This window comes from Leptolyngbya sp. Heron Island J, from assembly GCF_000482245.1.
In the GTDB taxonomy this organism is placed as follows: Bacteria; Cyanobacteriota; Cyanobacteriia; order Phormidesmidales; family Phormidesmidaceae; genus Leptothoe.
The window spans coordinates 47,423-71,168 of record NZ_AWNH01000053.1; the positions used below are offsets into that span (position 1 = coordinate 47,423).

Sequence of the window (23,746 nt, forward strand, 5' to 3'; positions counted from 1 at the left end):
AACATGAAGCTGCGCAGCTGGATTGGAATAGGTTTGTTAATTGGTGCGATCGCAGCCACACTACTAGCGCCCAATACCTACTACCTCTACACCATTGGCATGATTGCCATCACCACAATGGTGGCCGTTGGTCTTAATATTTTGGTGGGGCTGTCAGGGCAAGTGTCCATTGGCCATGCAGGGTTCTTTGCTATTGGAGCCTATGCCGCTAGCCTGTTGATGCTGAGGGTAGACTGGTCGTTTCCAGCAGCGGCAGGTGTCGGTATCCTGGCCACGGCTGGCATGGGAGCAGCATTAGGGGCTCCAGCCCTGCGGGTTACAGGTCCTTACCTGGCGATGGTAACAATCGCCTTTGGCATCATTGTCGAGCGAGTGTTGATCGAGTGGGTTGGCCTCACCGGCGGCTTTGGCGGCTTGAGCAACATTCCCAAACCTGTGCTATTTGGCCTACAACCCGCTTTGAGAGATGTCGTTCTCATTGCCGTTGTACTGGCTTTTGTTGCCATTTGGTCCTTTGATCAGCTCAAACAACATCCCTGGGGCAAGGCATTTCAAGCGGTGCGCGACGATGAGACAGCCGCCATTTCTCTGGGGTTAAATCCCCTAACGGTGAGGGTGATGGCCTTTACCGTTTCAGCAGCATTTACGGGCCTGGGAGGTGCCTTCTTCGCCTCCACAATTGGGTTTGTGAGCCCCGACAGCTTTACCCGGCACCGCTCGATTCTATTTCTGTTGGTGGTCATCTTAGGGGGGATTGGCACTGCCGAAGGGGCATTCGTCGGCGCGATTGTGCTCGTTCTTTTACCAGAACTGATTAAAGACTTCGCCGATTACCAACTGTTGGTCTTTGGTGTGTTGTTACTGCTAACCCTGTGGCTAGCTCCCGAAGGCTTGACCCAACCGCTCAAGCGATGGTTTAGCCAACCGTCTCCGGTATATCCCCTGATCACTCCACCCGAGATGCCAGCCCTGATTACCCGCAATCAGGCAGCCGCTGCCCTAAAGGTAAATCAGGTCGGTATTCAGTTTGGAGGCGTGCGTGCGGTCAATGAGGTGAGCCTGACGGTGCAGCCGGGCATGGTCACGGCGGTGATTGGTCCCAATGGTGCCGGTAAAACAACCCTGTTGAACTTGATTGGGGGCTTTTATCAAACCCAAACCGGCAGCATTATGCTTGGGAACACCGACCTGACCCAACAATCTGGTCTTGCGATCGCCCGTTCCGGTGTGGCCCGCACCTTTCAGGCAACCCGATTATTTGACTCACTTTCGGTGATTGATAATTTACGAGTTGCGGCTAAAGGTGCTCAAACTAGATCCATTTTTTCCGCTCTCGTGGGTCGAGGCAAAGCACCAACCCACCCAGAGAAAACGCTGCTGGAAGTATTATCGTTTGTTGGCTTTAGGGGTGATGTTTATCAGACGGCAGCTAACCTCCCCTTTGTAGATCGCCGATTAGCCGAAATCGCTCGGGCATTAGTGTTGGGGCCTCAGCTTTTGCTATTGGATGAACCTGCGGCAGGGCTGAGTAAAGACGATAAGCAAGTATTGGCACAGCTAGTGCGGCGGATTGCCAGTAGCGGTATTCCTGTCATTTTGATTGAGCACGACATGGACTTGGTGATGGATATTTCGGACCAAGTTGTGGTGCTAGACAGTGGCGATCGCATTTGCACAGGTTCTCCCGCACAAGTGCAGCAAGATCCAGCCGTCTTGGCCGCTTATTTAGGCGTTGACTCACCTGACTTAACCCGCCCAGCCCTCTCTCAACCGCAACCTCTATTGCAAACCAAACAGCTGGTTGCTGGCTACGACAAACTGAAGGTATTGCAGGCGGTTGACCTGACTGTGAATACGGGTGAACTGGTGGCCGTCATCGGTGCCAATGGTGCTGGTAAGAGCACCCTGATGAAAGCCATTACCCAGCTGATTTCCCCCTGGTCTGGAGATATCATCTGGCAAAACCAATCTCTATTGGGAACACCCGCCCATGGCATCAATCGACAAGGCATTGTCTTAGTACCTGAAGGACGACAGGTGTTTAAAGAGCTGACGGTGATCGACAATCTGCGTCTGGGGGCATTTAACCGTCAGGATGCTGAGGTGGACAGTGATATCCAGAAAATTCTCCAGCGCTTCCCGCGTTTATTTGAACGGCGCAACCAAAAAGCGGGGCTGTTATCAGGTGGAGAACAACAAATGCTGGCCATCGGTCGGGGCTTGATGGCCCGACCTAAATTGTTGTTGCTGGATGAACCGTCTCTTGGTCTAGCACCGAAACTGGTCACTGATTTGTTTACCACACTGGCAGAGCTACGGGATGAGGGGCTTACCATTTTGTTGGTGGATCAGATGGCCAGCCTGGCCTTGGCAGTGGCTGATCGGGCCTATCTACTGGAAACTGGGCAGGTTGTGCAATCGGGTACCGGCAACGAGATGCAACAAGATAGCCAGGTGATAAAAGCGTATTTAGGGGTTTAGAGCAGGTAGGGGCATCCCCTTGTGGGTGCCCTGGATACCTTACGCCATGGTCCGATTGTCGATCAAACTCTGAATGGCTCTGATTTTTCGTCAAAGTGTAGAGGCAAGACACTTTCAATATTTTCAGTTGGGTGGGGCACGGTGTAATGGGACGTAACTTTCCCATTATTAGGGCAGGCGTTAGCAGCTTTTATCCCCGCCTCCATGGCTCTGTTGACTTCAGCCACACGTCCTCGAACCGTTACAAACTGACGTCCGCTATCGGCCTGATTAATCCCTAAAAGGGAGACATTACCTGCTTTAACCATGGCATCCGCCGCTGCCAGCGAAGCCGGATATCCGTGGGTTTCGATTACACCGATAGAGTAAAGCATAGGGAAGTGGGTTCGATTGTGAAGCTGCCCTTCTTAATATACCTGAGACCCGACACCCGACACTCAACCCTTGACACTTGATACCCGCGACCCGAGACCTATTTTAGGGTGGTGGAATTGGGTTTACGGTTTAAGTCGATGCGGTCTACGACGTTGGACCGAGCCGATCTCGATAAGGGGGCGGAACCGGATAATGCTTACTATGTTCAGAATCAGCCTAAGATTGCTGGTAAGACGGTTGATCTGAAAACTGATCCGCAACCGGCTATTGTGGTGGAGGTGAATATTACGCATACAGATATTGATAAGAATCGTCTGTATGCGAGGCTGGGGATGCCGGAGTTTTGGCGGTTTGGTGGTGATGTCTGGCGGGTTTATTGTCTGGTGGGTGATGCGTATGAGGACTGAAACGAGTCCGACGTTTAGCCTTGTAAAGAAAGAGGATCTCTATCATTTTTTAGAAGAGGCTCAGCAGGATGAGGTTGAAGCAGAAGTTAATTTAAGAAGCTGGACACGAGACTTTATAAGTGAAGGTGGGCAAGCGTAGAGGTTGATAGAGCATAAAGATTATCGAGGGGAACCTGCACACCCTACGACCTGGCTAAAACACTCAAAATAGTTAGAGCATTTGCCTCACTAACTAGATTTTGTTTACCCAAAAAGATTTTCGTCTTCAACAAAAGGCAGGAATAAACTTTCTTCTATACTAATACGTGTTTGCTGACTGACTCCGCCTTCAATTCTAATCAATTTAACCAGGAAATTGTTAGCAGAACAGTAACCATCTAATCTTCTTCTCTTTTCTAGAGAAAAATCCCAGTTGTGGCCTATATTATGATATTCAATCATCACTTTTCGAAAATCATTGGTCCAATTTACCCCATTGATCTTCCACCATCTTGAAAAAGACAGCCAATCACCTGAATTTGGAAGCATTGTTCGAAGTCTTTGAATATTCAAAATTGAATCAGGAACATAAGAGTAAACTTTTGCCCGACTTAATACATAATTAAGACAATAATCAAGATTGCGCGCCATTGCACGATCAGTATCACGGCTTATGTTAGAAGCATCACCAAGTGCACGTGCACGACTAAGAATGCGAGCTAACGAGCGATCAAAATTGAGATTCAGATTACTTTCAATAGATTTCTCAAGCGTATCATCAAAACTGTAAGCAAGACTGTAATCGCTGTCTAGCGCATATGCAACATCAAATCCCTGATCAAGAATAAGGTTGAGATTATGCTTTCGGGCACGAGCACGAACGTTAGCACGCATCACACTACTATCACAAGACAGATCGTATGCTAGGGAATAGTAAAAAGCACGTATTGAAGAAACCTTACATTTAGTTGTTATTGATGCTGTTTTTTGAAAAAGCCATTGTAGAAAATCTTGCAGTCTTGAATCAGACGCTATTGATTGGTCGACGGCATTTTTGAGACACCACAGGAGTCGATCTGCATGCTGCTGAGATTTCACTAGCTGGACAATTACCTCTTGCCATTGGGGACTCGAAACCTTATTAGCAAGCTCCTGAGATGGTAATGTCAACAGCCACTGAACTGCAAAATGTTCTTGAAAGGTTAGATGAGAAAAAGACCATAGTTCATCAGCTCGCTCAACTAATAATCCATGTTGAGCCTCAATAGATTTCAATACTGACAAACCTTCTCTGTGATTATTTAGCTGTAAATGGCGCGCTATTTGAGAAGAAAGCCTTTTTTGTTCAAACAAAATCGAGTTTTCATCATTAAAAGTGAAGAATTTTCGAGCGGCTATCTCAACTAGTAGTTGTTCCTTATCTTCAAGGCTCAGTTCTCGATATGTTTCAGTGCCAATTTCCCAATCACTTATCTGTTTCTGACTATTCCACCTATTTAACAATAACCTTATACCTTTCTCATAAATCTCACTTCTATTAGACGGCATTTTGCCTTCATCTAGAAATACTAAACACATAAGATTTAATAGTATTGGCGTTCCTGTCAGTTCTCTAAGAGATGGCTTGCTATAAATAGCATTCTTGAATCTGTTAAATTCCTCTTCAACTTTATTTTGGGATAACCCACTTGTTCGAAACCAGTTTTGCACAAATTTATCTACTTGTTGGATAGTAAAGTCAGCGACTTCAACCGAAGTAAAGCCATCTGGAATTACTTTAATAATTTGAGTGCGGCACGTTAGTATAAATCGATTGTCAGGAAAATCAAGTGAAATTTTACGGAGCTGCTCTTGTACATTCTGGCGAAGCTGATTGGTTGGAACTTCATCAAGGCCATCCATGAATATTATGAGCTTACTCTTTTTAAGAAGATGTTTGACATGTTTCATCAAACCATCTACTTCCTGTTGTAAATCATCAATTTCTCTATGCTTTTCTAAATCTAGTCTTTGATCCTTTAACTTTGAAATTTTATTCAAGCAATCTTCTGCTTGTTTCCAATTTGCTAAACCTAACTCTTTATCAATTGCAACTAATAAGTCCCAAGCTTCGTCCCTAATTCTGCGAAGCTCAATGAGGACAACAACTAATCCTGGTTGAAATTTTTGATTGCACCAGTCAACGGCTAACCGTTTAAGAAATGTCGTCTTGCCAGAACCTGGCTTGCCAAGTATTACTAACTTATTCTTAGCATTTGCGATTTCTAAACCTGGATTTCGTTTGAGACGCTTACCCAACGCTAATCGATCATTTTCAATATCGAAGGAATCAAGAAGACTCTGAGATGAATTAAAATACTTATTCTCTGGTTTTGCTAATAACCATACATCCACATAGAGTTGTTCAACATCAATTTCTTCTCCATTCAGCAAACGCATACGTGTATGTTGTTGCCGCACTTTTTGTTGACAGTGGTTTTGTACTCGGCGTATTAAATCTTGACTCTTTTGAGAAGAAGCTAAATCAGAGCTGGTGTTTTGTTTATCAGATGCATTGGATTCTGCCAATACATTATGCCAATCAACTGCCAAGAGTTTGCATAAGCTCACAAAATTTATGTCTCTAATATTTTTGCAAGAGCTAAACTTTTTAACTGTCGAAATTGAGAAACCACTTTCTTCAGCTAACTTATGCAAGGTCCATGACCTTTCAGTCAGAGCGCGGTCGACACATTGCTTACCTTCCTCAGAAAGTTGCATTACTTATAAGTCTTATCTCTTCTCAAATTATATTTCATGCAGCTCTAGAACAGTCCAAACTAATACCCAACTTGTACTGAATACTGAACTCGTACCTAAAGCGTACCAGGAATGCCTGAAAGTTGCACTGCTCAACCACTGAACTTATCAGTCAACTTAGAGATGATAGCAATGTCACCTCTTAAAGCCACTAACTCATGAAAAAAACTGTATTCAATGCTACTTTTAGCATCACTCTTGTGGCTGCTATTACTAGCCTGTATGTAGCGATATTGCAAAAGCCAACCACCTTGCAAAATCAGATTGGCGATATCGCTCATACAATAACCACAACTGGCATCACTGTCATGTTTAATATGCTTGAGAAAAAGCAAAACGATGCCGAAAATCGTTAATTACAGAGCTTAGCTATCTCAATTAGCTAAGCCCTATGAATTTGACGGATTACGCAAATAATTGCTTATCTAGTATACATAAGCCAAATTATCCGACTAAACTTGGTACTCTGTTAATCGACTCTGACTCGTTTGGTCAAAATTGCCATGACCTCATTGGGTCGCCCGGTGGGTAATGGCTTACTCCAATCATTGGGTTCGGCGTAGTTGAGTTTGTGCAGCAGCGTAATGGTGTTGCGCACGGCGGTCAGGGTACCAAATAACGTATGGCGAACTATCTCAAATTGGTGCTCTGGTAAAGGAGCAGGCTGCGCTTTCGACACTTCGGTGCCAGTGGACTGTTCTTGAAACATGGATTCTGATCTCCAAAACGTAGCGTTTGCGAAGGAAACCAGAACCGAATGCCTTAGCGAACCGCACGAGATGTATGCACACCGGGGATGCTAAGGCATAATAACCAGAGCCCGCAGTTGGCAGTAGCAGCTGTGGGTCAGCTGTCGGTTAGGTGGTGACGCACCTGCCGACAGTGCCAGGCATTCAGTTCTGTAGTAGAGCCGCAAAGCGGCTTGCGAGAAACTATAAATCTCTTTTAGACCCCAGTCAAGATACAGATTGTTACAACCGCTGACAGGAGTTTACTCTTCTCCAGAAAATACTGCACCCAAACAATTCAGCCATGATCACGAGAACCCATCAAATATTCTTGATGCATTGAACCAGTCTCATGGATTCGGGAGACTATACAAATTCTGACTAATCTACCCTACACAAGATTGTTGTCCATGCTGTCTACCTCCTCTACAGATAACCCCACTATTTCAGCAATATCAGCCGTATCCATCCCCGACTGTCGCAAATTCCTCACCACCTGTCGCAGCCGTGCCTCTGCCTCATCCGCCCTTTCTATACCGCTGCGCTTCCAATTCCGTGTCTGTCAGCAGCCAGTTACCCGAACCATCACACCACCGCAACCAGCCATGGTCAATCCCCTCAAACGTCCCGGTCCAAACACCCAATCCCAGCTCTAATTCCGGTATCCATAGCGCGGCTGAGTATCCTTCACCACCTGCTCCTCATACCGTGCTCCCGCCAGCCGAAAGAACCTAATCACACCCGTGTAACGGCTAAACACCACATAGCTATTACGCAAATCCTTGCCACCGTGGAATGGCAAAGGGGGCTGCTGGTCCACGGGCAACAAATTCAAGGGGAAGAACATTGGTGCGCCGGGTTGCCTGACAGAGAAACGCGGCAATTTCTCCTCGGGTGGCCAGGAGTTGCGATCTCAACTCCTGCACATCAGGATAATTCACAACCACCCGCCCAATCGCCACATCCGCAAGCGCCTGTTGGGGATACTCAGGAATCTCATCAGCATCCTGAAAGTATTGACTGAGGAGCTGCTCTGGCTCTGGTGCCGTAAAATCAGTAGCCCGTCGTAGTACCAGTAATGCTTCTAGGCGAGTAATTGAATTATTCGGGCGAAACACAAGCAACAAAACGAGCATAGGTCGATAACATGACAATCCCTGGCAGCGCAGGCTATCGAGATGCTCAAAGTTTACCGTGCTCAGCTCTTGAGCAAACGCACACTCAAAATAGCTTATTGTTGTTATCCATCACCCTACACAGCTACTAGATTTTGTTCGCAAAACTCAAAAAAGACTCGCAAACGTCCTAACAGCATTGGCATATCTCCCACACCGGTCAATAACGACTCACTCACTTCACCGTTAATGGATAATCGATAAAACTTCCAACCCTCACCGTTGGTGACAATACCATAGATATCAAACTGTCGGCCTTGCTGCTGATTAATCCACTGACATGCTTTCATCTCCACTAAACACTGAGCTGCCCCCTGCTCAAAGTCATCTTTTTTAGCTTCAATGACACAACCGTAGGGTGTTTCCAGATATGCCCGTCGTTCAGCGATCAAATAGTCAGCATTGCCACAGACGTCTTCTCCCTCAAGATACGCCCCTTTCCAAATCTTAAGCCGTGGCACATCCTCTAAACCTTCTTCGCAGATGGCATCAATCAATAAGGTTTTAGATACCTCTAGACTTTCTAAGTCAAATCGCTGCAGCCGCTCTAACCGCTGCTGAAAAAAATCACTGATTGGCAATGGCTCTGCCTCAATGGTCCAGCGCTTCAGCTCAGTAATCCCCAAGTATTTAAAGGCTTGTTTGTAGGTGAAGCTAGAAAAGCTTTTTTTTCGGCCTTGGATCGCTTGGGACATGGCTGGTATTCAGTAAGCTATCTCTATTATGGCAGTCGTTTCAGATTCAGGCTTTACTGGGGCAAAATCAATGATAATCACTGTGCTGAGATAGATGCTAAAGGCTCGAAGGACAATATTGTCCTTCGAGCCTTTAAGAAGAGAGTTAACAATTAACCAACAAGCTAATGGCTAATCTCTGACTTTTACCTAGTTAACGCGGCAATTTTCCACGATGGCCTGAGTCGCCTTTTGTACCTCAAGTGCCCAGTCTTCACCAGCTTGTAGAGCCTTTTCTGAAGTCTCTAGCGCCTGATAGAACAACTGCCAGCCAGCCTTCTCACGCTCATAGGTTTGCTGCAGTTCGCTGGGCTCTCCTTGGATAAAGTCGAGACCTTCCTGCAACTGGAAAACACCTGTATTGATAAACTCGGTGGCTTCGTCTGACTTACCGGCATTAAATAGATGCGCCACTTTGAGCGCAAATCTCAACATGGCCACTGTGATGGGGAGTCGAGACACAAAACAACCCGTAAACGGATCAATGTCGGCCTTAATGCTGTCTGTCGCTTCGGGCAGCACGTCAGCATATTTAGAGAACAACAGAATTCGGAGATAATCTCCTACCTGCTTACCCACCTTCGCCATGGCAATGGCTTCTTGGGCAAAACCCTCCTTGTCATGGCGCATGATTAAACCAGAGGCATGGGCATACCCCAAGTTCGGCTGCTGGCCACGGGCCGACAGAATGTAAGCCTGGTCTTCCGCACGACCAATAAAGCTAGGCGTAAAGGTTTGATAGCGGCGTAGGGTATCCACCAAGATACCGTTGGTACCACCGGTAACGTGAATACGCTGAATCGCCTTAGTTTCTCCATCAAAGTCAGTACCCACTTCATAGCGAGTCATCATTTCTGCCTCTGTGGATAGGGCCTGGGGTAGCTTGCTAAAGAACACATCCTCATCAGGGGCAAGACTACTCCCCGGAAAGGTAACATCTGGTGTGAATACGCCTTTGTGGATATCACGCTGATTGACTAATGCGCCAGCAATCATACCCAGCTCAATCGGCTGACCGGCAGCATCTTTGCCAGTGGCACCCCACAGCGGAGTTTTCAAATGACCAAAGGCCGTTGCCCCTGTTTGCTCCAGCAGCTCAGCCTGGGGAAAGACCTGGTCTAGGTCAATCTTAAAGGTGGCTTTGATCTCAGGATCCACCAGTGAATTCCAAAGAGCAGAAATTGCTTTTAGGAAGCTATAGTGCCGTCCGTAACGACCATCCACACCAAATACGGAGAGCATTTCCTTAGCATCAGCCCTCGGAGAAGAGTGCTCTAAGACAGGCAGCAATACCTGATCGATCAGCTTATTGGTATCTGTCTCAGTGAAGGCAAAAATATTGAGCTGATCCAACGGCTCACTAGCCGCCAGCACCTGCTTGAGATAGCTCTTACCCAACGTTTGCAAGCGCTCATGGGTTACCGACACCGACAGCACACAGTTCACCTTGTCAGTACTGCCGGATTGTTGATTCTCAAACTCGACGGCATGATTCAGGTGCTGGAGGCCATAGAGGATTTCGTTGCTCTCCGCTGCCACACCGATGGGAATGGGGTGGTCATACCAGTAAAGCTGAGGATCGTCCGCAGCATCTGCCAGCTCAGCTTGGAAGTCTGCATCAAATCCAGATAGATCCGCTGAGCCCAAAGGCATCGTCAACAGAGCGTTTGACGTAAATAAAACTTGCTTAGCAGGGTTCTCGATTGGGTTGGAGTTGAGCTGGTCAATGGCAACCGTACGCTTTTCACGTAATGCCGTCACGCGCTCAGCTTCCTGCCCCCAAATGCCAGTACCTTCGGGAAATAATACGGACCACAGGGCATTGGCTACCGCTACCTCATCGCCAGCAGCACCTTCGAGTGTCGCGGCCATCTGCTCTAACTTGGCTTTTAGTTCAGCATCTTGCTCGCAGACTTGCTCGAGTTCTTGGGAAATTAGCTGGGCACTTTGGGCATAAAACTTAGCGGCTTTGCCCCAATCGGGTGATGTGGATAGTTTATCTAAATAGGTTTGAGCTTCAGTAAAGCTGGGGTGCGCTTCCCCAGCCAAAATAATAAGGAATGCCGCATTAAGGCTTTGCAATAACGATGTTGCATCTTGGTCATCAGCTGCACCAGTTAGCTCTAGAGGCAAAATCGCTGCCGTCTCAGAAGACTGGGTTAGAAAACTCAGAATAGGATTGAGGGCTGTCATAAGTTTAGAAAAAACGTCTAGGGACAACTCAGATGTTTAGCCGTTGCTGAGCGTCAGAAACGGCCATTTTGGGATGCACCCCTATAGTTTTATGCCAATCTGCCCTTCAGTATGGTGATGCGGACTTCAAATTAAGTCGAAGTTCTGCTGAAGTTTTTTTCTGCAGCTAAAAACTCATGACTTTAACAGGATTTCATGACGATCCGACGTGGATCGTGGTTTATCTAGTTCCCACTGTCCATTGACACTTTATTCGCAGCGATCGCAAATCCCATACACCGTCACTTTATCCGCAGCGATCGCAAACTCCATGCACCGTCACTTCATAGCTATCGACGGTGAGTCCAGGCCGTAGCTGCGCCGTATCCAAACATTGAAATTGCTCCCAAGGAATATCCTCAATCGCACCACACACTTTGCAGCGAAAATGATGGTGCTGCTCCACATTGGCATCATAGCGACACACGCCTTCCTCCAGGAGCACCTCGCGTACCAGCCCCACATCGCGCAACGCCTGTAGAGAGCTGTAGATCGTCGCCTGAGACGATCTGGGGACATCCTTATTTACATCGCCAAGAATTTGCTCAGCCGTCGGATGGTCAGTACGCGTAAGCAGGTTGGAATAGACCGCAAAGCGTTGAGGCGTAACTCGCAGCTGCTTTGATTTAAGTAGCTTGACAATTTTTTCTGTCTGCTGAGACATCACCAAGGAACCGATATTTATTCAATGCAACTACAACCAAGGGCATTCAGGGATACAAGTAGCACGTACTTCTGAAGCCTATAGTGCAAGCATAACACTAGTATATTAGCATTCACATTATATATGACCCATTTAAATCTCAGAATAATTCTGAAATGTTGATATTTTTTCAAATAAGAACTATTCTGATTTAGTAAGCAACCACCCATGTGAAATCTGCCGTGTGTTCAATGCGAACTGGCACTCACCAGCGGTATGGTTTTACTGACTGATCCACCTACAACTACAGGAAATTATCATGGCTGTTATCGAAAAAGTACCCAGCGTTGTTTTCAAAACTCGTGTCCGTGATGAGTCCGTTGAAGGTCCCAACCCCTATCGTTGGCAAGATACAACAACTGAAGACATTTTTACTGGAAAGAAAATCGTTCTGTTCTCTCTTCCTGGTGCATTTACTCCCACCTGCTCTTCTAACCACTTACCCCGCTACGAAGAGCTTTTCGATGAAATGAAGGCTCTGGGCGTAGACGAAGTTTACTGCCTATCTGTGAATGATGCATTTGTTATGTTCCAGTGGGGCAAACAGCAGGGTGCACAGAACGTGAAGCTGCTACCCGATGGCAACGGCGAATTTAGTCGCAAAATGGGGATGCTGGTGGACAAGTCTAACCTAGGCTTTGGCATGCGTTCCTGGCGCTATTCCATGGTGGTCAACGACATGACCATCGAGAAAATGTTTGTTGAGCCTGACTTTGGCGACAACTGCCCCACTGACCCCTTTGAGGTTTCTGACGCAGACACTATGCTGGCTTACCTCAAGGGCACTGAGGCTCCTGGTGTTTCTCAGCCTCGTAAAGAGTTTGTTGGCTAGGGTCAACTCAGACTCGACACTTAGGAATGAGGATTCAATTAGGTTCTATCTTTTGCCGTACAGGCGTTCCATGGAACGCCTCTGCAGACAACATGTTTGAATCTGATAAAATCCTGATCCCATTGTGTAGGTCGAATTCACTTAGGGCAAAGAAGGTATTAAATGTAACCTTCTTTGCCTTCTATATCTCTAATAACTCAAGGGCTTGCTGTTGCTTGAGAACAGATTTCTTTGAGTAATTATGATTTTCTGGCTGTAAGATTACCCTTAAGTCATGTCGAAAAGTCATTAATAACCACTCATCCCGACTATCGACACCTGCACAGGACAGGTGAGCAACCAATGAAATTATCGAGTGCAAATATTGAAAATCATCTAGATACCGTATATGACGCCATTGTTGTCGGCGGTGGCATGGGCGGTCTATCAGCGGCTATTTACTTAGCCCGCTATGGTCTGAAATGTCTGATTATCGAAAAAGGTAGGGGTCGGTCCCTGTGGATGCAGGAAACTCGCAACTATCTGGGGTTAGATCCGAGCACGCCAGGGCGTAACATTATCAGCCATGGTGCTAAGCAAGCGCTCGAATGGGGGGCCGATCACCTCCGGGCCTTTGTCGAAGATGTTACCGATGAAGGGGACACCTTGGCCGTCAAGGTTAAGATCGGGAAGCAAAATAGCAAGTACTATACTTTGCGCAGTAAATACTTGATTGCAGCTTCCGGTGTGATCGATGTATTGCCCGAGTTAGAGGACATGCAAAATGTTTATGATTATGCAGGCTATACGCTTCATGTCTGCATGATTTGTGATGGTTTTGATATGTGGGACCAAAAAGCTGTCCTCATGGTTAGCCGTGAGGCTCAGATCAATGCAGCCTTTGTTTTGAACTGGTTTACTCCTTATATCTCTGTTTTAACCAACGGATTCTCCCCTGGTGAGGCCATGAAGCAAAAGCTGGCAGACCATGGTTATCCTCTATATGAGGCTCCCATTGCGAAAATTTTGGGAGAGAACCATAAGATGAGCGGTGTTGAGCTCGTCGATGGCACCATTGTTGAGGCCACCACTGGTCTGATCAATATGGGGTCTATCTACCATAATCACTACCTTAAGGGGATTGAAGGTCTCACCTGGGATGGGGAGAATCTGATGACAAATAATATGGCTCAAACAACCCATGAGCGTATTTTTGCGATCGGTGATCTCAAGCAAGGGCTCAATCAGGTCTCTGTCGCTGTGGCTGATGGTACTTTAGCGGCTACTCAAATCTGGCGCTATATCCGACGTGCTAGCACTCCGCGTAAGTGGGAAGAAAATCTGACGTCTGTTGAACCAGCGGCGATCGCATGAGCTAGGAGATAGGGCCATCAAGTGCTAAGCTTCTGAATCGGTCTATGCTAACAATGGCAACTGCTCTAATTTATTAGGACAGTTGCTTGCCCATTGAGCTGATAACAATAGGCTAGTGGTGATCACGAATGTGTCATTCACTGGGCAGAGACTAAAGGAGACCTGTTTACCTATTCGCTTATGCCGTGGATCCGTATTGCTAGTGGTGGAGTTGCGATCGCAATTGCCCTCCTTATGATCATCTTAGGAGGATGGTATTTCACTATTGGATTCGGCATCATCGTCTACCTGGGTCAGCTGGAAGTTTTTGCCCTGACCAAAGCCAAGGGCATCAATGCAGCAGTTAAAACCACTCTGATTGTCAGTCAGGTGCTGTTGATCTCCGCCCACATTGCTCCCCCACTCAGCGAGGCTATCCTCTCCCTGGCGGGTACCTGCATCTGTTTTTACGTATTGTTTCAGCCCAAGTTTGCCACCATCGCTGACGTTGCAGCGTCTATTCTAGGTTTATTTTATGGTGGGTTTCTACCCAGCTACTGGATTCGTCTGCGGGACTGGGAGAGCGACATCGCCAACCTACCCCTGGGCGGCTACTGGCCCACGGAGTGGAATTTAGAAAGCCTTCCCATTGGGCTCATTCATACCCTGTTGGCCTTTTCCTGTATCTGGGCAGCTGATATCGGAGCCTATGCAGCTGGCCGCACCTTTGGCCGTACTCCCTTAACCAACATCAGTCCTAAAAAGACCGTTGAAGGAGCCCTCTGTGGCATTGGCGGCAGTTTATTGGTGGGCTGTACGGGTGCCTGGCTGATGCAATGGCCCCTGTGGTGGATTACAGGATCGGCTTTTGGCACCATGATTGGGGTGGCCAGTCTGCTGGGAGATCTCACCGAATCCCTGATGAAGCGCGATGCTGGCGTTAAAGATTCAGGTACTCTAATTCCTGGCCACGGCGGCATTTTAGACCGTACCGATAGCTACATTTTTACCGCACCGCTGGTGTTTTACTTCATCACCATGCTGTTACCCAGCCTACCGGGTATTTGGCCAGGGAATTAGGACTGTGCCTAAGGCTGCACCATAATTTTGCATTGGCAGGTGAGCTGATCATCCTGGACCTGTAGGGATTGCAAATCGGTTTGTTCACCCAGGTTCCAACAAAAATTGCTAAGGGCCGCACTGGGCACAGACTCGCCGGAAGCCAAACACCACTCAGCCGTAACCAGCCGCAGAATGTGCCCCTGGTCCACAGCTATCGCTCCCCTTAAACCAACTTCCGATTGACCATTACGTACTAAATGCAACCCTAAATCGGTCCCTAAGGTTTGGATTTTTGACTGGTATTGAGACAGAGTTGGATCCTTTAGCACTGCCACCTCAGAACCATAGTGAGTGGCCACTTCCGCCGCCACTGCCGCTTTAGCTAGCAAGGTTTGCCAAAAGTCTAAAAGGCCAGCCGCCAAAATAGACTCTGTTGATGAAGCCTCCAGCGCATCGCCATCAAAGGCCACATGTCCGGCAATGGGAAATGGCTGTTTTAGCCGTAGGGGTTTACCTCGCAAAACTTGACCAATATTGATGTTGATATCGCTGGCATGCACGGTGACATCCGTAATTTGCACGCCCTGATACACGGCCTGCTGAGCTGATAGGGCAATGCCAGGAATGTGCCCGGATAATACCTGACGGTCCGTCGCTTGAATCTCAAACTTTAATTCTCCAATCTCATCCAGTTGGGTCTGTAGCCAAAATTTCACGGCCACAGGCAGCACACGACTGATTAGACGACTGCCTTGGGATGCTGACGGAGATGATGCCATTGGGAGTAACTCAAATTGCCAGCTCCAATCATTGCATATCTATTGAGGGCATATCTATTGAGGGTAGAGAGGGTTGCGATCGCAACCCCACAGTCAAGCTAAGGTTTCAGACCAACGATCCCCAAGTCAAACTTTCATGACTTAAAGTTCATCTCAAATCACTTAACGGGATCAAAAAGTCAAGAAATCATGACAAAATAATTACTGAAACAGTTGAAATCTCGATGGCATAGGGTTTTTGTGGGGATCATCTTGGTTGATCCCCATAGACTTTACTGGCATTATGAGTCCCATGGCGATCCCCAGCGGGTGATTGGCTGTTGTTCTGGAGTGCTGGTAAAAGGTATGGCTATGGGTAACGGGTCAAAGGTTTCATTAGAAGAAATGACATTGCGGCAGCTACGTCTGGTAGCTAGCGAATATGAGGTATCTCGCTACAGCCGTATGCGTAAGGTTGAATTAGTTGAAGCTATTCGTTCAGCCCAGGCTGCTCGGGGTGAAGCCCCCGTAGCTGCTTCACCCGCAGCTACTGCACCCGTGACAGCTGTAGCTACAGCTGAGGTCAAGACAGCTGAATCTGAGCTGACAATGGAAGAGTTAGCCACAGTGGATGACGGGTTTGGTGATTTGCCCGGTGGCTATGGCGAAAGCCGCATTGTGTTAATGCCTCGCGATCCTCAGTGGGCCTATGCTTACTGGGATGTACCTGGGCCTCATAAAGAAGAAATGCGTCGTCAGGGCGGTGTGCGTCTGGCTATTCGTTTCTACGACGTTACCGATATTGATATTGATACTGTTGCCCCCCACAGTCTGCAGCAGTATGAATGTGATGAGATGGCACGGGAGTGGTTCTTACCTATTCCTGTTAGCGATCGCGACTACATTGCTGAGATTGGCTACGTTGCCGCCGATGGTCGCTGGCTGATGATGGCCCGGTCTACCCCCGTTCACATCCCTCCTGTCTATCCTTCTGACTGGGTTGAAGATCACTTTGTCACTGTCAACTTCAGTGACGATCTGCGCGGCAAGACCGTGATGAACCTGGTCCCCCCCAGCAAGAAAGCCGCCGCTGCCGCCGTCGATGCCGAAGGCAACCCCATCTACGACGATATCTTTGCCAAGGCACAGTCCATGGAAGCTCAGCGCATTGCTGGCTCCCTGTTTGGCTCTATGCATCAGGTACCTGAGCAGGCCATTAGCTCCTTTGTCTTCCCCTCTGGCGTTGGCATGTGGGCACTGCCAACAGCTTCTGGCATCAACATGTCGGGTGTTGGCTTCTCCGCTTCCGCTCCCCCGATCCGTCCTCGCAAGTTCTGGTTAATTGCCGATGCTGAGCTGATTGTTTACGGTGCCACTGAACCTGATGCCACCGTTACTATCGGCAGTCGCAAGATTGACCTGAAGCCTGATGGCACCTTCCGCTTCCAGATGTCCTTCCAGGATGGCCTCATCGACTACCCAATCAAGGCGGTCGCCGCTGATGGTGAGCAAACTCGCTCCATCCAAATGAAGTTCACCCGTGAAACACCTGAGCGCAACACCAATACCAAGGATGAAGCCGTAGAAGAGTGGTTCGCGTTTTAGGGTGCTTTAGACAAACTGTCCAAAGCAAAGTCAACTGCTTCATAACGTCAAGTTAGCTTGGGAGGTGTAGTTTCTACACCTCCTTTTTTGATCATCAGATTCGGGGACTCTCCATAGCTCAATGACTGGGGCTGCGCTATGGTGCTATGAGTTCAGTGCCATACCCTCCTTAATGACTCCCGCAGACATCACCACCCTTCTCAAAACTCGCTTTAGCGATACTTGTACTATCAATCCGCCTGATGCCTGGCAGATCGAAACACCTGAACTAAATCTTCTAGTGCTGCTCTCCAGCGATCAAACCTGGTTGCGCATCCTGATACCCATCGTGCCCATGGCAGAAGCACAGCCATTTTTTGGGGAAATCATGGAGGCTAACTTTGATCAAACCAGAATGGCTCGTTATGCTATCCATGAAAATGCACTGTGGGCCGTATTTCAGCACGATTTAGCCAGCCTGACAACAGCACACTTCTCAGCCGCTGTTGATCAGCTCTTAGGGATGAAACAAGCTGGGATAGAACCCTTTTTTAACAACCTGATTGAGACGCGCGTACGCCAGATTATTCAAGCCGCCAAATTACAAGGACAATCCTTGGAAGCAACCATGCAAACCATCAACCGCTTCTATGCTGAAGGCATGATGGGAGATATGCAAGATCAAGGCTATGGCGATCGCGCCCTAGCAGCATGGCAACGTCAACTGGAAAGACTATGGCCCGAAGTTAATCCTCCGGAGGTAGCCGACAATGGATAACCCTCTTTCAGAATCAGCTACATTAGCAGTGATTCAACAGGTCAAAGCAGACTATACCCGCTTTCCTAAAGCGCAGAGCTATCACATCTATGCCCAAGATGTCTATTTCAAAGATCCGATGAATGAGTTTCGGGGTGTCGAGCGCTACCAACGCATGATTGGATTTATTGAACAGTGGTTCCATGATATTGATCTGAAACTGCATGGGATAGAACAACCCCAAACTGATAGGTTTATTACCCGTTGGACCCTGCAATTTACCGCCCCCACCCCCTGGCAACCAAGAATCTCTATCCCTGGCTGGAGCGAACTACAGCTTAATCAGGCAGGTTTGATCTGTTCTCATATTGACTATTGGAACTGCTCACGGTGGAGCGTATTAAAGCAGGTATTTAGTCCTTAGTCTGTTCTTAATATCAAGCTTCTTCACTGGTTGACAGGTGATTCTTTTAGGGTGCTGGATGATGAATATGCTTAATTCAACGGAACGTTTTTCAAACCGGGTAACAGACTATGTCAAATATCGGCCTGATTATCCGTCATCCTTGATGGCATATTTGACTGAATGCTGTAGATTACGTTCAAATCAGATAGTTGCTGATATCGGCTCTGGGACAGGCTTGTTAACACAGCTGTTTCTCAAACAGGGCAATCCGGTGTACGGAGTGGAACCTAACGCCAATATGCGGGCAGCGGCAGAAGAGTTTTTGCAAATGCACCCACACTTTCAGAGTGTTGTCGGCCAGGCAGAAGCCACTCAGCTTGGGCCCAATTCAGTGGACTGGATTGTTGCAGGTCAGGCATTTCATTGGTTTAATCAACAGGCTGCACACCAGGAATTTAACCGTATTTTGAAGCCCGATGGCTGGATAGCATTGATTTGGAATAGTCGGCTGATGAGCGATCCATTTCAACAAGCTTATGAAGAGTTTTTGCTTACCCATGCCCCTGATTATTCTGTTGTCAGCCAGCGACGACCATCGGCAGAGACGTTAGCTGAGTTTTTTGCTCCAGCTAAGATGCAGACTGCCACGTTTGCACACCAGCAGGTGTTTGATTTTGAGGGGCTGCAGGGTCGATTACTATCGTGCTCCTACGCACCCACAAAAGAGGCAGAAAATTATGGGGAGATGATGGAGGCGTTGCGATCGCTATTCAACCAATACAGCCATCAGAACCAACTATTTTTTCGCTACACCACCTATGTCTATTATGCTCAACCAAAAGGAGCGAGACAGAATTGAACCTGCCTCGCTCCTATGGCTTAAAGATTATGTTGTGAGAGCTGGTTTAGGACGCAAACCGAATCTTCAAATAGTCATCTTCCATCTTGGCACCAGCAGGCTGTAATGCAGCCAGCGCTTGAGGCAACACCAAATTACGACGATGGTTACCAATGCGAATATTCAGTTCATCCGCACTCTTACTAAGTTCAATCTGACTCTTCGGAATCCCCGGCAGATAAACCTCCAGACTGTAATTATCTTCTTCTTGCACCACCCGTAACGTAGTCTCTTTGTAATACACTTGGGTCGGATCTTCATCGCCATAAATCGTTTCCTTAAGGTGCTCTAGGGCCTCAATTCCACACATCTCTTCCGAGAAGAGCGGCACCTCTTTTACCGGCAAGGGACGAAAGTCATCATGAATCTCCTGGCGGTAGACCTGCTGATTCTCTTTCCAACGCTTAAAGAACGGATCGGTTACCGTGTCAGGAATAATCCGATTGGCTACCACCATGTCAGTACCCACATTGTAAAGACTGAGATACGCATGGGCCCGAAGAGATTCTTTGATCACCATTTTTTCAGGGTTGGTCACCAAGCGTACCGATGTCGTTGCTGTGTCGGTCAGCACCTTCTCCAACTCAACTAGCTGCTCATAAAACTCATAGGGCGCATCCATCACCTCATTTGTGGGTAACGAAAAACCAGCAACCGGCCTAAACAAAGGCTCCACAATCGGTCGCAGGGCAGCAGAAACAGCCTGAAACGGTTTATAAAGCTTACGCATATACCAGCCTGCAACTTCCGGCAGACTCAACAACCGCAACGCGGTGCCAGTGGGGGCCGAGTCGATGATCAGCACATCATACTCAGCCTCATCATGATGCCGCTTCATCCGCACCAGACTAAAGATTTCATCCATCCCCGGCAAAATCGCCAGCTCTTCCGCTTCCACCCCTTCCAGACCGCGCGCCTGCAGCACCTGGGTGATATAGCGTTTCACCGCCCCCCAATTACCTTCCAATTCGCGCAGAGCATCCAATTCAGCCCCCCACAAATTAGGCTTCACTTCACGGGGCGTGTGCTCCAGTTCCATATCAAAGCTGTCTGCCAACGAGTGAGCTGGATCGGTACTCAGCACCAACGTTTTATAGCCAAGTTCAGCACAGCGTAGCCCTGTCGCCGCTGCTACCGACGTTTTACCAACGCCGCCCTTTCCAGTCATCAGGAGTACGCGCATACACACCTTAGAAACGTTTACATTGTTTTACTTTAACGATTTTTCGACCATTGCGGCAGATCTCATTGCAGGACAGCTCAAAATCCCGCAAATGTTCAAGGAAGCCATCAAGCCTGGTCAGCCAACAATCTCTTCTATATAGACATTACCTAGCGCCCGATAGCAGAAATTTGGCAGCTATTTCATCCACCCATCCCCATTGGATAGTGAGCCAACTTACGCCACAGCATACTAGACCCATGCCTAATCCAACAGCCAATCAATACCACCCGTTAGCTTTCTCCGATTTAGGGAATTCTGAAAACGATGGCAATATCCGAGTGTTGACAGACACAGCCAACACCTAAGCCGCCAAAACCATTGAATTGAAACACATAGCTCCCCCTAGCCGTCCTCTACTTAGAGGAAAAGTTGTCATGTTGAAACATCTGCTTAGCTCTGCCCTAGTAGTCGCTAGCATTACCCCAGCCGTCAGCGCAGCTGACTGTGTCTATCGCTGCGGGTCTAATGAAATTCAATTTGCCCCTGGTCAGAGCGTAACACTAGAAGTCATCAACCGCACAGGTGGACGGGTAAGCCTCGAACGAGTTTTAGACTTTGAACCCTATGGCATGTGGCCCGAGCAGATGATCACCATTGATGCCCAAGTAGGTGTAGGAGATTTATCAGTCGTCTTTTGGGAAGCTGCCCAGCGTCCCATTGAAGTACGACTGCACCGTCCAGAACGAGATACCCTCCAAATCGAGCTACTACCCAGCGGTGCCGTTAACGATAGCGCAGTACACATTGTTAACGATGGCCGCGTGATGATTTATTAAACGATATAGTACATTTGTTGTAGCTACTGAATTAGAATCTGGTAGCTCCCATCTGTCTACATCGTGAGCTGTCATGGCCATCATTTCCTCCAAGCAGCCGGACCCCCAGCAACCAGACGACGAGCCCCAAAAACCGAAACAAAAACCTAAACAGAAGCCTGAACCTCAGACTACACCGAGCCAAAAGAACCAGCTATTGGAGACGGCAGCCCGCCCTGATGAAGTTAGCCGCAATGAAGACGGCATTCGACCCCAAAGTCTCGACGACTACATCGGCCAAAAAGCCCTGAAAGAAGTATTGCAGATTGCCATTCAAGCAGCACAGTCCCGGAATGAACCATTGGACCATTTGCTGCTCTATGGTCCACCCGGTCTTGGCAAAACCACTATGGCGCTAATTTTAGCCCAGGAAATGAAGGTGGATTGCAAAATTACCACTGCACCTGCTCTAGAACGGCCTCGCGATATTGCCGGTCTGCTGGTTAACGCCAAAGCCGGAGACATCTTATTTATTGACGAAATTCATCGGCTGTCACGGGTAACCGAGGAAATCTTGTATCCAGCGATGGAAGATGCCCGGCTGGATATCACCATCGGTAAAGGCCAAAGTGCCAGAACTCGCAGTATTCCACTTCAACCCTTTACTCTGGTAGGAGCCACTACCAAAGTCGGCGCACTAACATCACCGCTGCGGGACCGATTTGGTCTGATCCAGCGACTGCGCTTCTATGAGCTAGACGAGCTGACTAGCATTATTTTACGTACAGCGACGGTACTCAAAACCGAGATTAAAGAACCAGGAGCAATGGAAATTGCCCGTCGGGCACGGGGTACACCGCGAATTGCCAACCGGTTACTTAAGCGCGTGCGGGACTATGTGCAGGTCAAAGCTTCGGGGCCAATCACCGAGCAAATTGCCGGGGAAGCGTTAGAGCTATTTAATGTGGACCCCTGCGGTCTTGATTGGACCGATCGTCGTCTGCTCTCCGTAATGATCGAAAACTTTAACGGTGGCCCAGTTGGGCTAGACACCATGGCGGCGGCAACTGGTGAAGATGCTCAGACAATTGAGGAAGTCTACGAGCCTTATCTGTTGCAGATTGGCTATTTGCAACGCACGCCTCGGGGACGGATTGCCACACCTGCCGCTTGGCGACATTTAGGGTATGAAATGCCTGAAAAGCCAACACTAGTAACACTGTCAAGCATAAATGACGATAATGATCAGCTCTCACTGATGTAATACTGAAAGGCTCAAAAAAGCAAAGTGCTTCTTATAAAATCATCGAACACCTTCACAGTCATACGTGATGACACCGAATGAAATTCAAAACACGGAACTGCGTCTGGGGTATATCTTTACCAACAAAGATTTGTTGATTCAATCACTAACTCGTACCGCTGCAGCCAACGAGCAGCGTCAAAGTGGTCAAATTTGTGAGGATCAAGAAATTCTTTGCACACTCGGCGATGCAGTATTAAAACTAGTGCTAGTTGATTTATTAATGAAACACGGATACACAACACCAGGAGACATTACTCAACACAAAGAAAAACTCGAAAAAGGTACAAGCCTAGGACCTATGCTGAGAGAGATAGGTATTGCACCGATTGTTGGTAGAGGTGAGCAAAAACTGGGTATTCAGGATAAGTCTGATGCACTAGCAGAAACTTTTGAGGCCATTATTGGAGCAATTTATCAAGATGGCGGCTATGGCATCATCAAAAAGTTAGTAGCTAAATGGTTCAGACCAAAAATTGAAGCACTTCAATCTGACAATACGTAATCAGCCCCTGATACCGCTTTGCCTGACGGTTACCTGATAAGATCGGCAGGTTATAAATTGTGAAGCGATCTTGGGTGTAGAACTTCGTAGCTACGTATATATTGACAACTTGCAACCTCAACACGCTGCCTATATGGGCAGCGTTTCCATTGGCTTTTTGCCACTGCCGGGCGATGCTTCTTTGTGGGTTGAAATTTCCCCTGGTATCGAGATTAATCGCATTACTGATGTGGCCTTAAAGTCAGCTGTAGTCACGCCTGGCGTACAGATTGTAGAGCGTCTGTATGGTTTGTTAGAAATTCACTCCGGTAGCCAAGGCGAAGTTAAGGCGGCAGGACAGGCGATTTTAGATGTGCTAGGGGTGAAAATGCGCGATCGCATTAAACCTCGTATGGTGTCCAGTCAGGTGATTCGTAACCTGGACCCGCATCACGTGCAGCTCATTAACCGCACCCGTCGCGGCAATATGATCCTGGCTGGGCAAACCCTATACGTGATGGAAGTCGAACCCGCAGCCTATGCCTCTTTAGCCGCGAATGAAGCGGAAAAAGCGGCGCAGATTAATATTTTGCAGATTTCATCCATTGGTAGCTTTGGCCGACTGTACCTGGGCGGGGCAGAACGGGATATTTTGGCCGCAGCGCGAGCGGTTGAATCCTGTTTGGAAAATGTACCGGGGCGCGATCTCAATACCCTTAAACTCGAATAAACCCACT

At 47.8% G+C, this 23,746-nt stretch carries 25 protein-coding genes; 15 read left to right on the forward strand and 10 right to left on the reverse strand.

Going from position 1 to position 23,746, the window contains the following annotated elements; all coding sequences use genetic code 11:
* Positions 1-3 precede the first annotated feature (3 nt).
* Positions 4-2,481, forward strand: coding sequence for a branched-chain amino acid ABC transporter ATP-binding protein/permease (locus N836_RS54670; RefSeq protein WP_023073317.1), 2,478 nt, complete (start codon positions 4-6; stop codon positions 2,479-2,481).
* 62 nt (positions 2,482-2,543) lie between these two features.
* Here the strand turns inward: N836_RS54670 and N836_RS54675 are convergent, their stop codons facing one another.
* Positions 2,544-2,855: a carbon dioxide-concentrating mechanism protein CcmK gene (locus N836_RS54675; protein ID WP_006517539.1), complete on the reverse strand. Its 312-nt coding sequence runs from the start codon at positions 2,853-2,855 to the stop codon at positions 2,544-2,546.
* A gap of 138 nt (positions 2,856-2,993) precedes the next feature.
* On the opposite strand from N836_RS54675, the gene N836_RS73410 reads away from it, so the two are divergent.
* Positions 2,994-3,263, forward strand: a complete 270-nt coding sequence (locus N836_RS73410; RefSeq protein ID WP_023073318.1) for a Uma2 family endonuclease — start codon at positions 2,994-2,996, stop codon at positions 3,261-3,263.
* Between the two features lie 243 nt (positions 3,264-3,506).
* Here the strand turns inward: N836_RS73410 and N836_RS54685 are convergent, their stop codons facing one another.
* Positions 3,507-6,002, reverse strand: coding sequence for an NACHT domain-containing protein (locus N836_RS54685; RefSeq protein ID WP_023073320.1), 2,496 nt, complete (start codon positions 6,000-6,002; stop codon positions 3,507-3,509).
* Positions 6,003-6,199: 197 nt separating this feature from the next.
* On the opposite strand from N836_RS54685, the gene N836_RS54690 reads away from it, so the two are divergent.
* Positions 6,200-6,397, forward strand: a complete 198-nt coding sequence (locus N836_RS54690; RefSeq protein ID WP_023073321.1) for a hypothetical protein — start codon at positions 6,200-6,202, stop codon at positions 6,395-6,397.
* A gap of 113 nt (positions 6,398-6,510) precedes the next feature.
* Here the strand turns inward: N836_RS54690 and N836_RS54695 are convergent, their stop codons facing one another.
* Positions 6,511-6,750, reverse strand: a complete 240-nt coding sequence (locus N836_RS54695; RefSeq protein ID WP_023073322.1) for a hypothetical protein — start codon at positions 6,748-6,750, stop codon at positions 6,511-6,513.
* A gap of 429 nt (positions 6,751-7,179) precedes the next feature.
* On the opposite strand from N836_RS54695, the gene N836_RS75895 reads away from it, so the two are divergent.
* Positions 7,180-7,425 carry a hypothetical protein gene (locus N836_RS75895; protein WP_152532152.1) on the forward strand — a complete coding sequence of 82 codons (246 nt, stop codon included), beginning with the start codon at positions 7,180-7,182 and terminating at the stop codon, positions 7,423-7,425.
* On the opposite strand, the gene N836_RS76565 is transcribed toward N836_RS75895, so the two are convergent.
* The 5 genes from N836_RS76565 to N836_RS54715 all read right to left on the reverse strand — a co-directional run bounded on the left by N836_RS76565 (position 7,422) and on the right by N836_RS54715 (position 11,574).
* Positions 7,422-7,589, reverse strand: a complete 168-nt coding sequence (locus N836_RS76565; RefSeq protein WP_161634978.1) for a hypothetical protein — start codon at positions 7,587-7,589, stop codon at positions 7,422-7,424. The two genes, N836_RS75895 and N836_RS76565, sit on opposite strands and share 4 nt — an antisense overlap.
* Positions 7,540-7,905 carry a hypothetical protein gene (locus N836_RS54700; protein WP_023073323.1) on the reverse strand — a complete coding sequence of 122 codons (366 nt, stop codon included), beginning with the start codon at positions 7,903-7,905 and terminating at the stop codon, positions 7,540-7,542. The genes N836_RS76565 and N836_RS54700 overlap by 50 nt, the downstream gene beginning before the upstream one ends.
* Before the next feature lie 116 nt (positions 7,906-8,021).
* Positions 8,022-8,639, reverse strand: a complete 618-nt coding sequence (locus tag N836_RS54705; RefSeq protein ID WP_023073324.1) for a hypothetical protein — start codon at positions 8,637-8,639, stop codon at positions 8,022-8,024.
* A 189-nt stretch (positions 8,640-8,828) separates the two neighbouring features.
* Complete coding sequence (locus tag N836_RS54710; protein ID WP_023073325.1) at positions 8,829-10,871, reverse strand: hypothetical protein; 2,043 nt, start codon at positions 10,869-10,871, stop codon at positions 8,829-8,831.
* 286 nt (positions 10,872-11,157) lie between these two features.
* Entirely contained in the window at positions 11,158-11,574 is a 417-nt protein-coding gene (locus N836_RS54715) for a Fur family transcriptional regulator (protein ID WP_023073326.1), read from the reverse strand.
* Positions 11,575-11,872: 298 nt separating this feature from the next.
* Between N836_RS54715 and N836_RS54720 the strand changes: the two genes are divergently transcribed.
* The 3 genes from N836_RS54720 to N836_RS54730 all read left to right on the forward strand — a co-directional run bounded on the left by N836_RS54720 (position 11,873) and on the right by N836_RS54730 (position 14,857).
* Positions 11,873-12,445, forward strand: coding sequence for a peroxiredoxin (locus N836_RS54720; RefSeq protein WP_023073327.1), 573 nt, complete (start codon positions 11,873-11,875; stop codon positions 12,443-12,445).
* Between the two features lie 342 nt (positions 12,446-12,787).
* Positions 12,788-13,798 (forward strand): NAD(P)/FAD-dependent oxidoreductase, encoded by a 1,011-nt coding sequence (locus N836_RS54725; protein ID WP_023073328.1) that lies wholly within the window; start codon positions 12,788-12,790, stop codon positions 13,796-13,798.
* 180 nt (positions 13,799-13,978) lie between these two features.
* Positions 13,979-14,857 carry a phosphatidate cytidylyltransferase gene (locus tag N836_RS54730; protein ID WP_023073329.1) on the forward strand — a complete coding sequence of 293 codons (879 nt, stop codon included), beginning with the start codon at positions 13,979-13,981 and terminating at the stop codon, positions 14,855-14,857.
* Positions 14,858-14,865: 8 nt separating this feature from the next.
* Here the strand turns inward: N836_RS54730 and N836_RS73415 are convergent, their stop codons facing one another.
* Positions 14,866-15,618, reverse strand: coding sequence for an LmeA family phospholipid-binding protein (locus N836_RS73415; RefSeq protein ID WP_023073330.1), 753 nt, complete (start codon positions 15,616-15,618; stop codon positions 14,866-14,868).
* 252 nt (positions 15,619-15,870) lie between these two features.
* Here N836_RS73415 and N836_RS54735 point away from each other — a divergent pair, with 252 nt between their 5' ends.
* The 4 genes from N836_RS54735 to N836_RS54750 all read left to right on the forward strand — a co-directional run bounded on the left by N836_RS54735 (position 15,871) and on the right by N836_RS54750 (position 19,203).
* Positions 15,871-17,202, forward strand: coding sequence for a DUF4912 domain-containing protein (locus N836_RS54735; RefSeq protein ID WP_327058708.1), 1,332 nt, complete (start codon positions 15,871-15,873; stop codon positions 17,200-17,202).
* 172 nt (positions 17,203-17,374) lie between these two features.
* Entirely contained in the window at positions 17,375-17,959 is a 585-nt protein-coding gene (locus N836_RS54740) for a type III secretion system chaperone (RefSeq protein ID WP_031292941.1), read from the forward strand.
* The gene (locus N836_RS54745) at positions 17,952-18,362 is read left to right on the forward strand and encodes a DUF2358 domain-containing protein (protein ID WP_023073333.1); all 411 of its coding nucleotides are present in this window, start codon (positions 17,952-17,954) and stop codon (positions 18,360-18,362) included. Before N836_RS54740 ends, N836_RS54745 begins: the two co-directional genes overlap by 8 nt.
* A gap of 67 nt (positions 18,363-18,429) precedes the next feature.
* Positions 18,430-19,203, forward strand: coding sequence for a class I SAM-dependent methyltransferase (locus N836_RS54750; protein WP_036053506.1), 774 nt, complete (start codon positions 18,430-18,432; stop codon positions 19,201-19,203).
* A 46-nt stretch (positions 19,204-19,249) separates the two neighbouring features.
* Here the strand turns inward: N836_RS54750 and N836_RS54755 are convergent, their stop codons facing one another.
* A complete protein-coding gene (locus tag N836_RS54755) occupies positions 19,250-20,425 on the reverse strand; it encodes a TRC40/GET3/ArsA family transport-energizing ATPase (RefSeq protein WP_023073335.1) in 1,176 nt (391 codons plus the stop codon).
* A 416-nt stretch (positions 20,426-20,841) separates the two neighbouring features.
* Here N836_RS54755 and N836_RS54760 point away from each other — a divergent pair, with 416 nt between their 5' ends.
* The 4 genes from N836_RS54760 (at position 20,842) to N836_RS54775 (ending at position 23,739) form a co-directional block, all read left to right on the forward strand.
* The gene (locus tag N836_RS54760) at positions 20,842-21,243 is read left to right on the forward strand and encodes a hypothetical protein (protein ID WP_023073336.1); all 402 of its coding nucleotides are present in this window, start codon (positions 20,842-20,844) and stop codon (positions 21,241-21,243) included.
* A gap of 73 nt (positions 21,244-21,316) precedes the next feature.
* Positions 21,317-22,486 (forward strand): Holliday junction branch migration DNA helicase RuvB, encoded by a 1,170-nt coding sequence (gene ruvB / locus N836_RS54765; protein WP_023073337.1) that lies wholly within the window; start codon positions 21,317-21,319, stop codon positions 22,484-22,486.
* Between the two features lie 67 nt (positions 22,487-22,553).
* On the forward strand, positions 22,554-23,030 hold the full coding sequence (locus tag N836_RS54770; RefSeq protein WP_023073338.1) for a ribonuclease III domain-containing protein: 477 nt from the start codon (positions 22,554-22,556) through the stop codon (positions 23,028-23,030).
* A gap of 70 nt (positions 23,031-23,100) precedes the next feature.
* Complete coding sequence (locus tag N836_RS54775) at positions 23,101-23,739, forward strand: hypothetical protein (protein WP_031292943.1); 639 nt, start codon at positions 23,101-23,103, stop codon at positions 23,737-23,739.
* Positions 23,740-23,746: the final 7 nt, after the last annotated feature.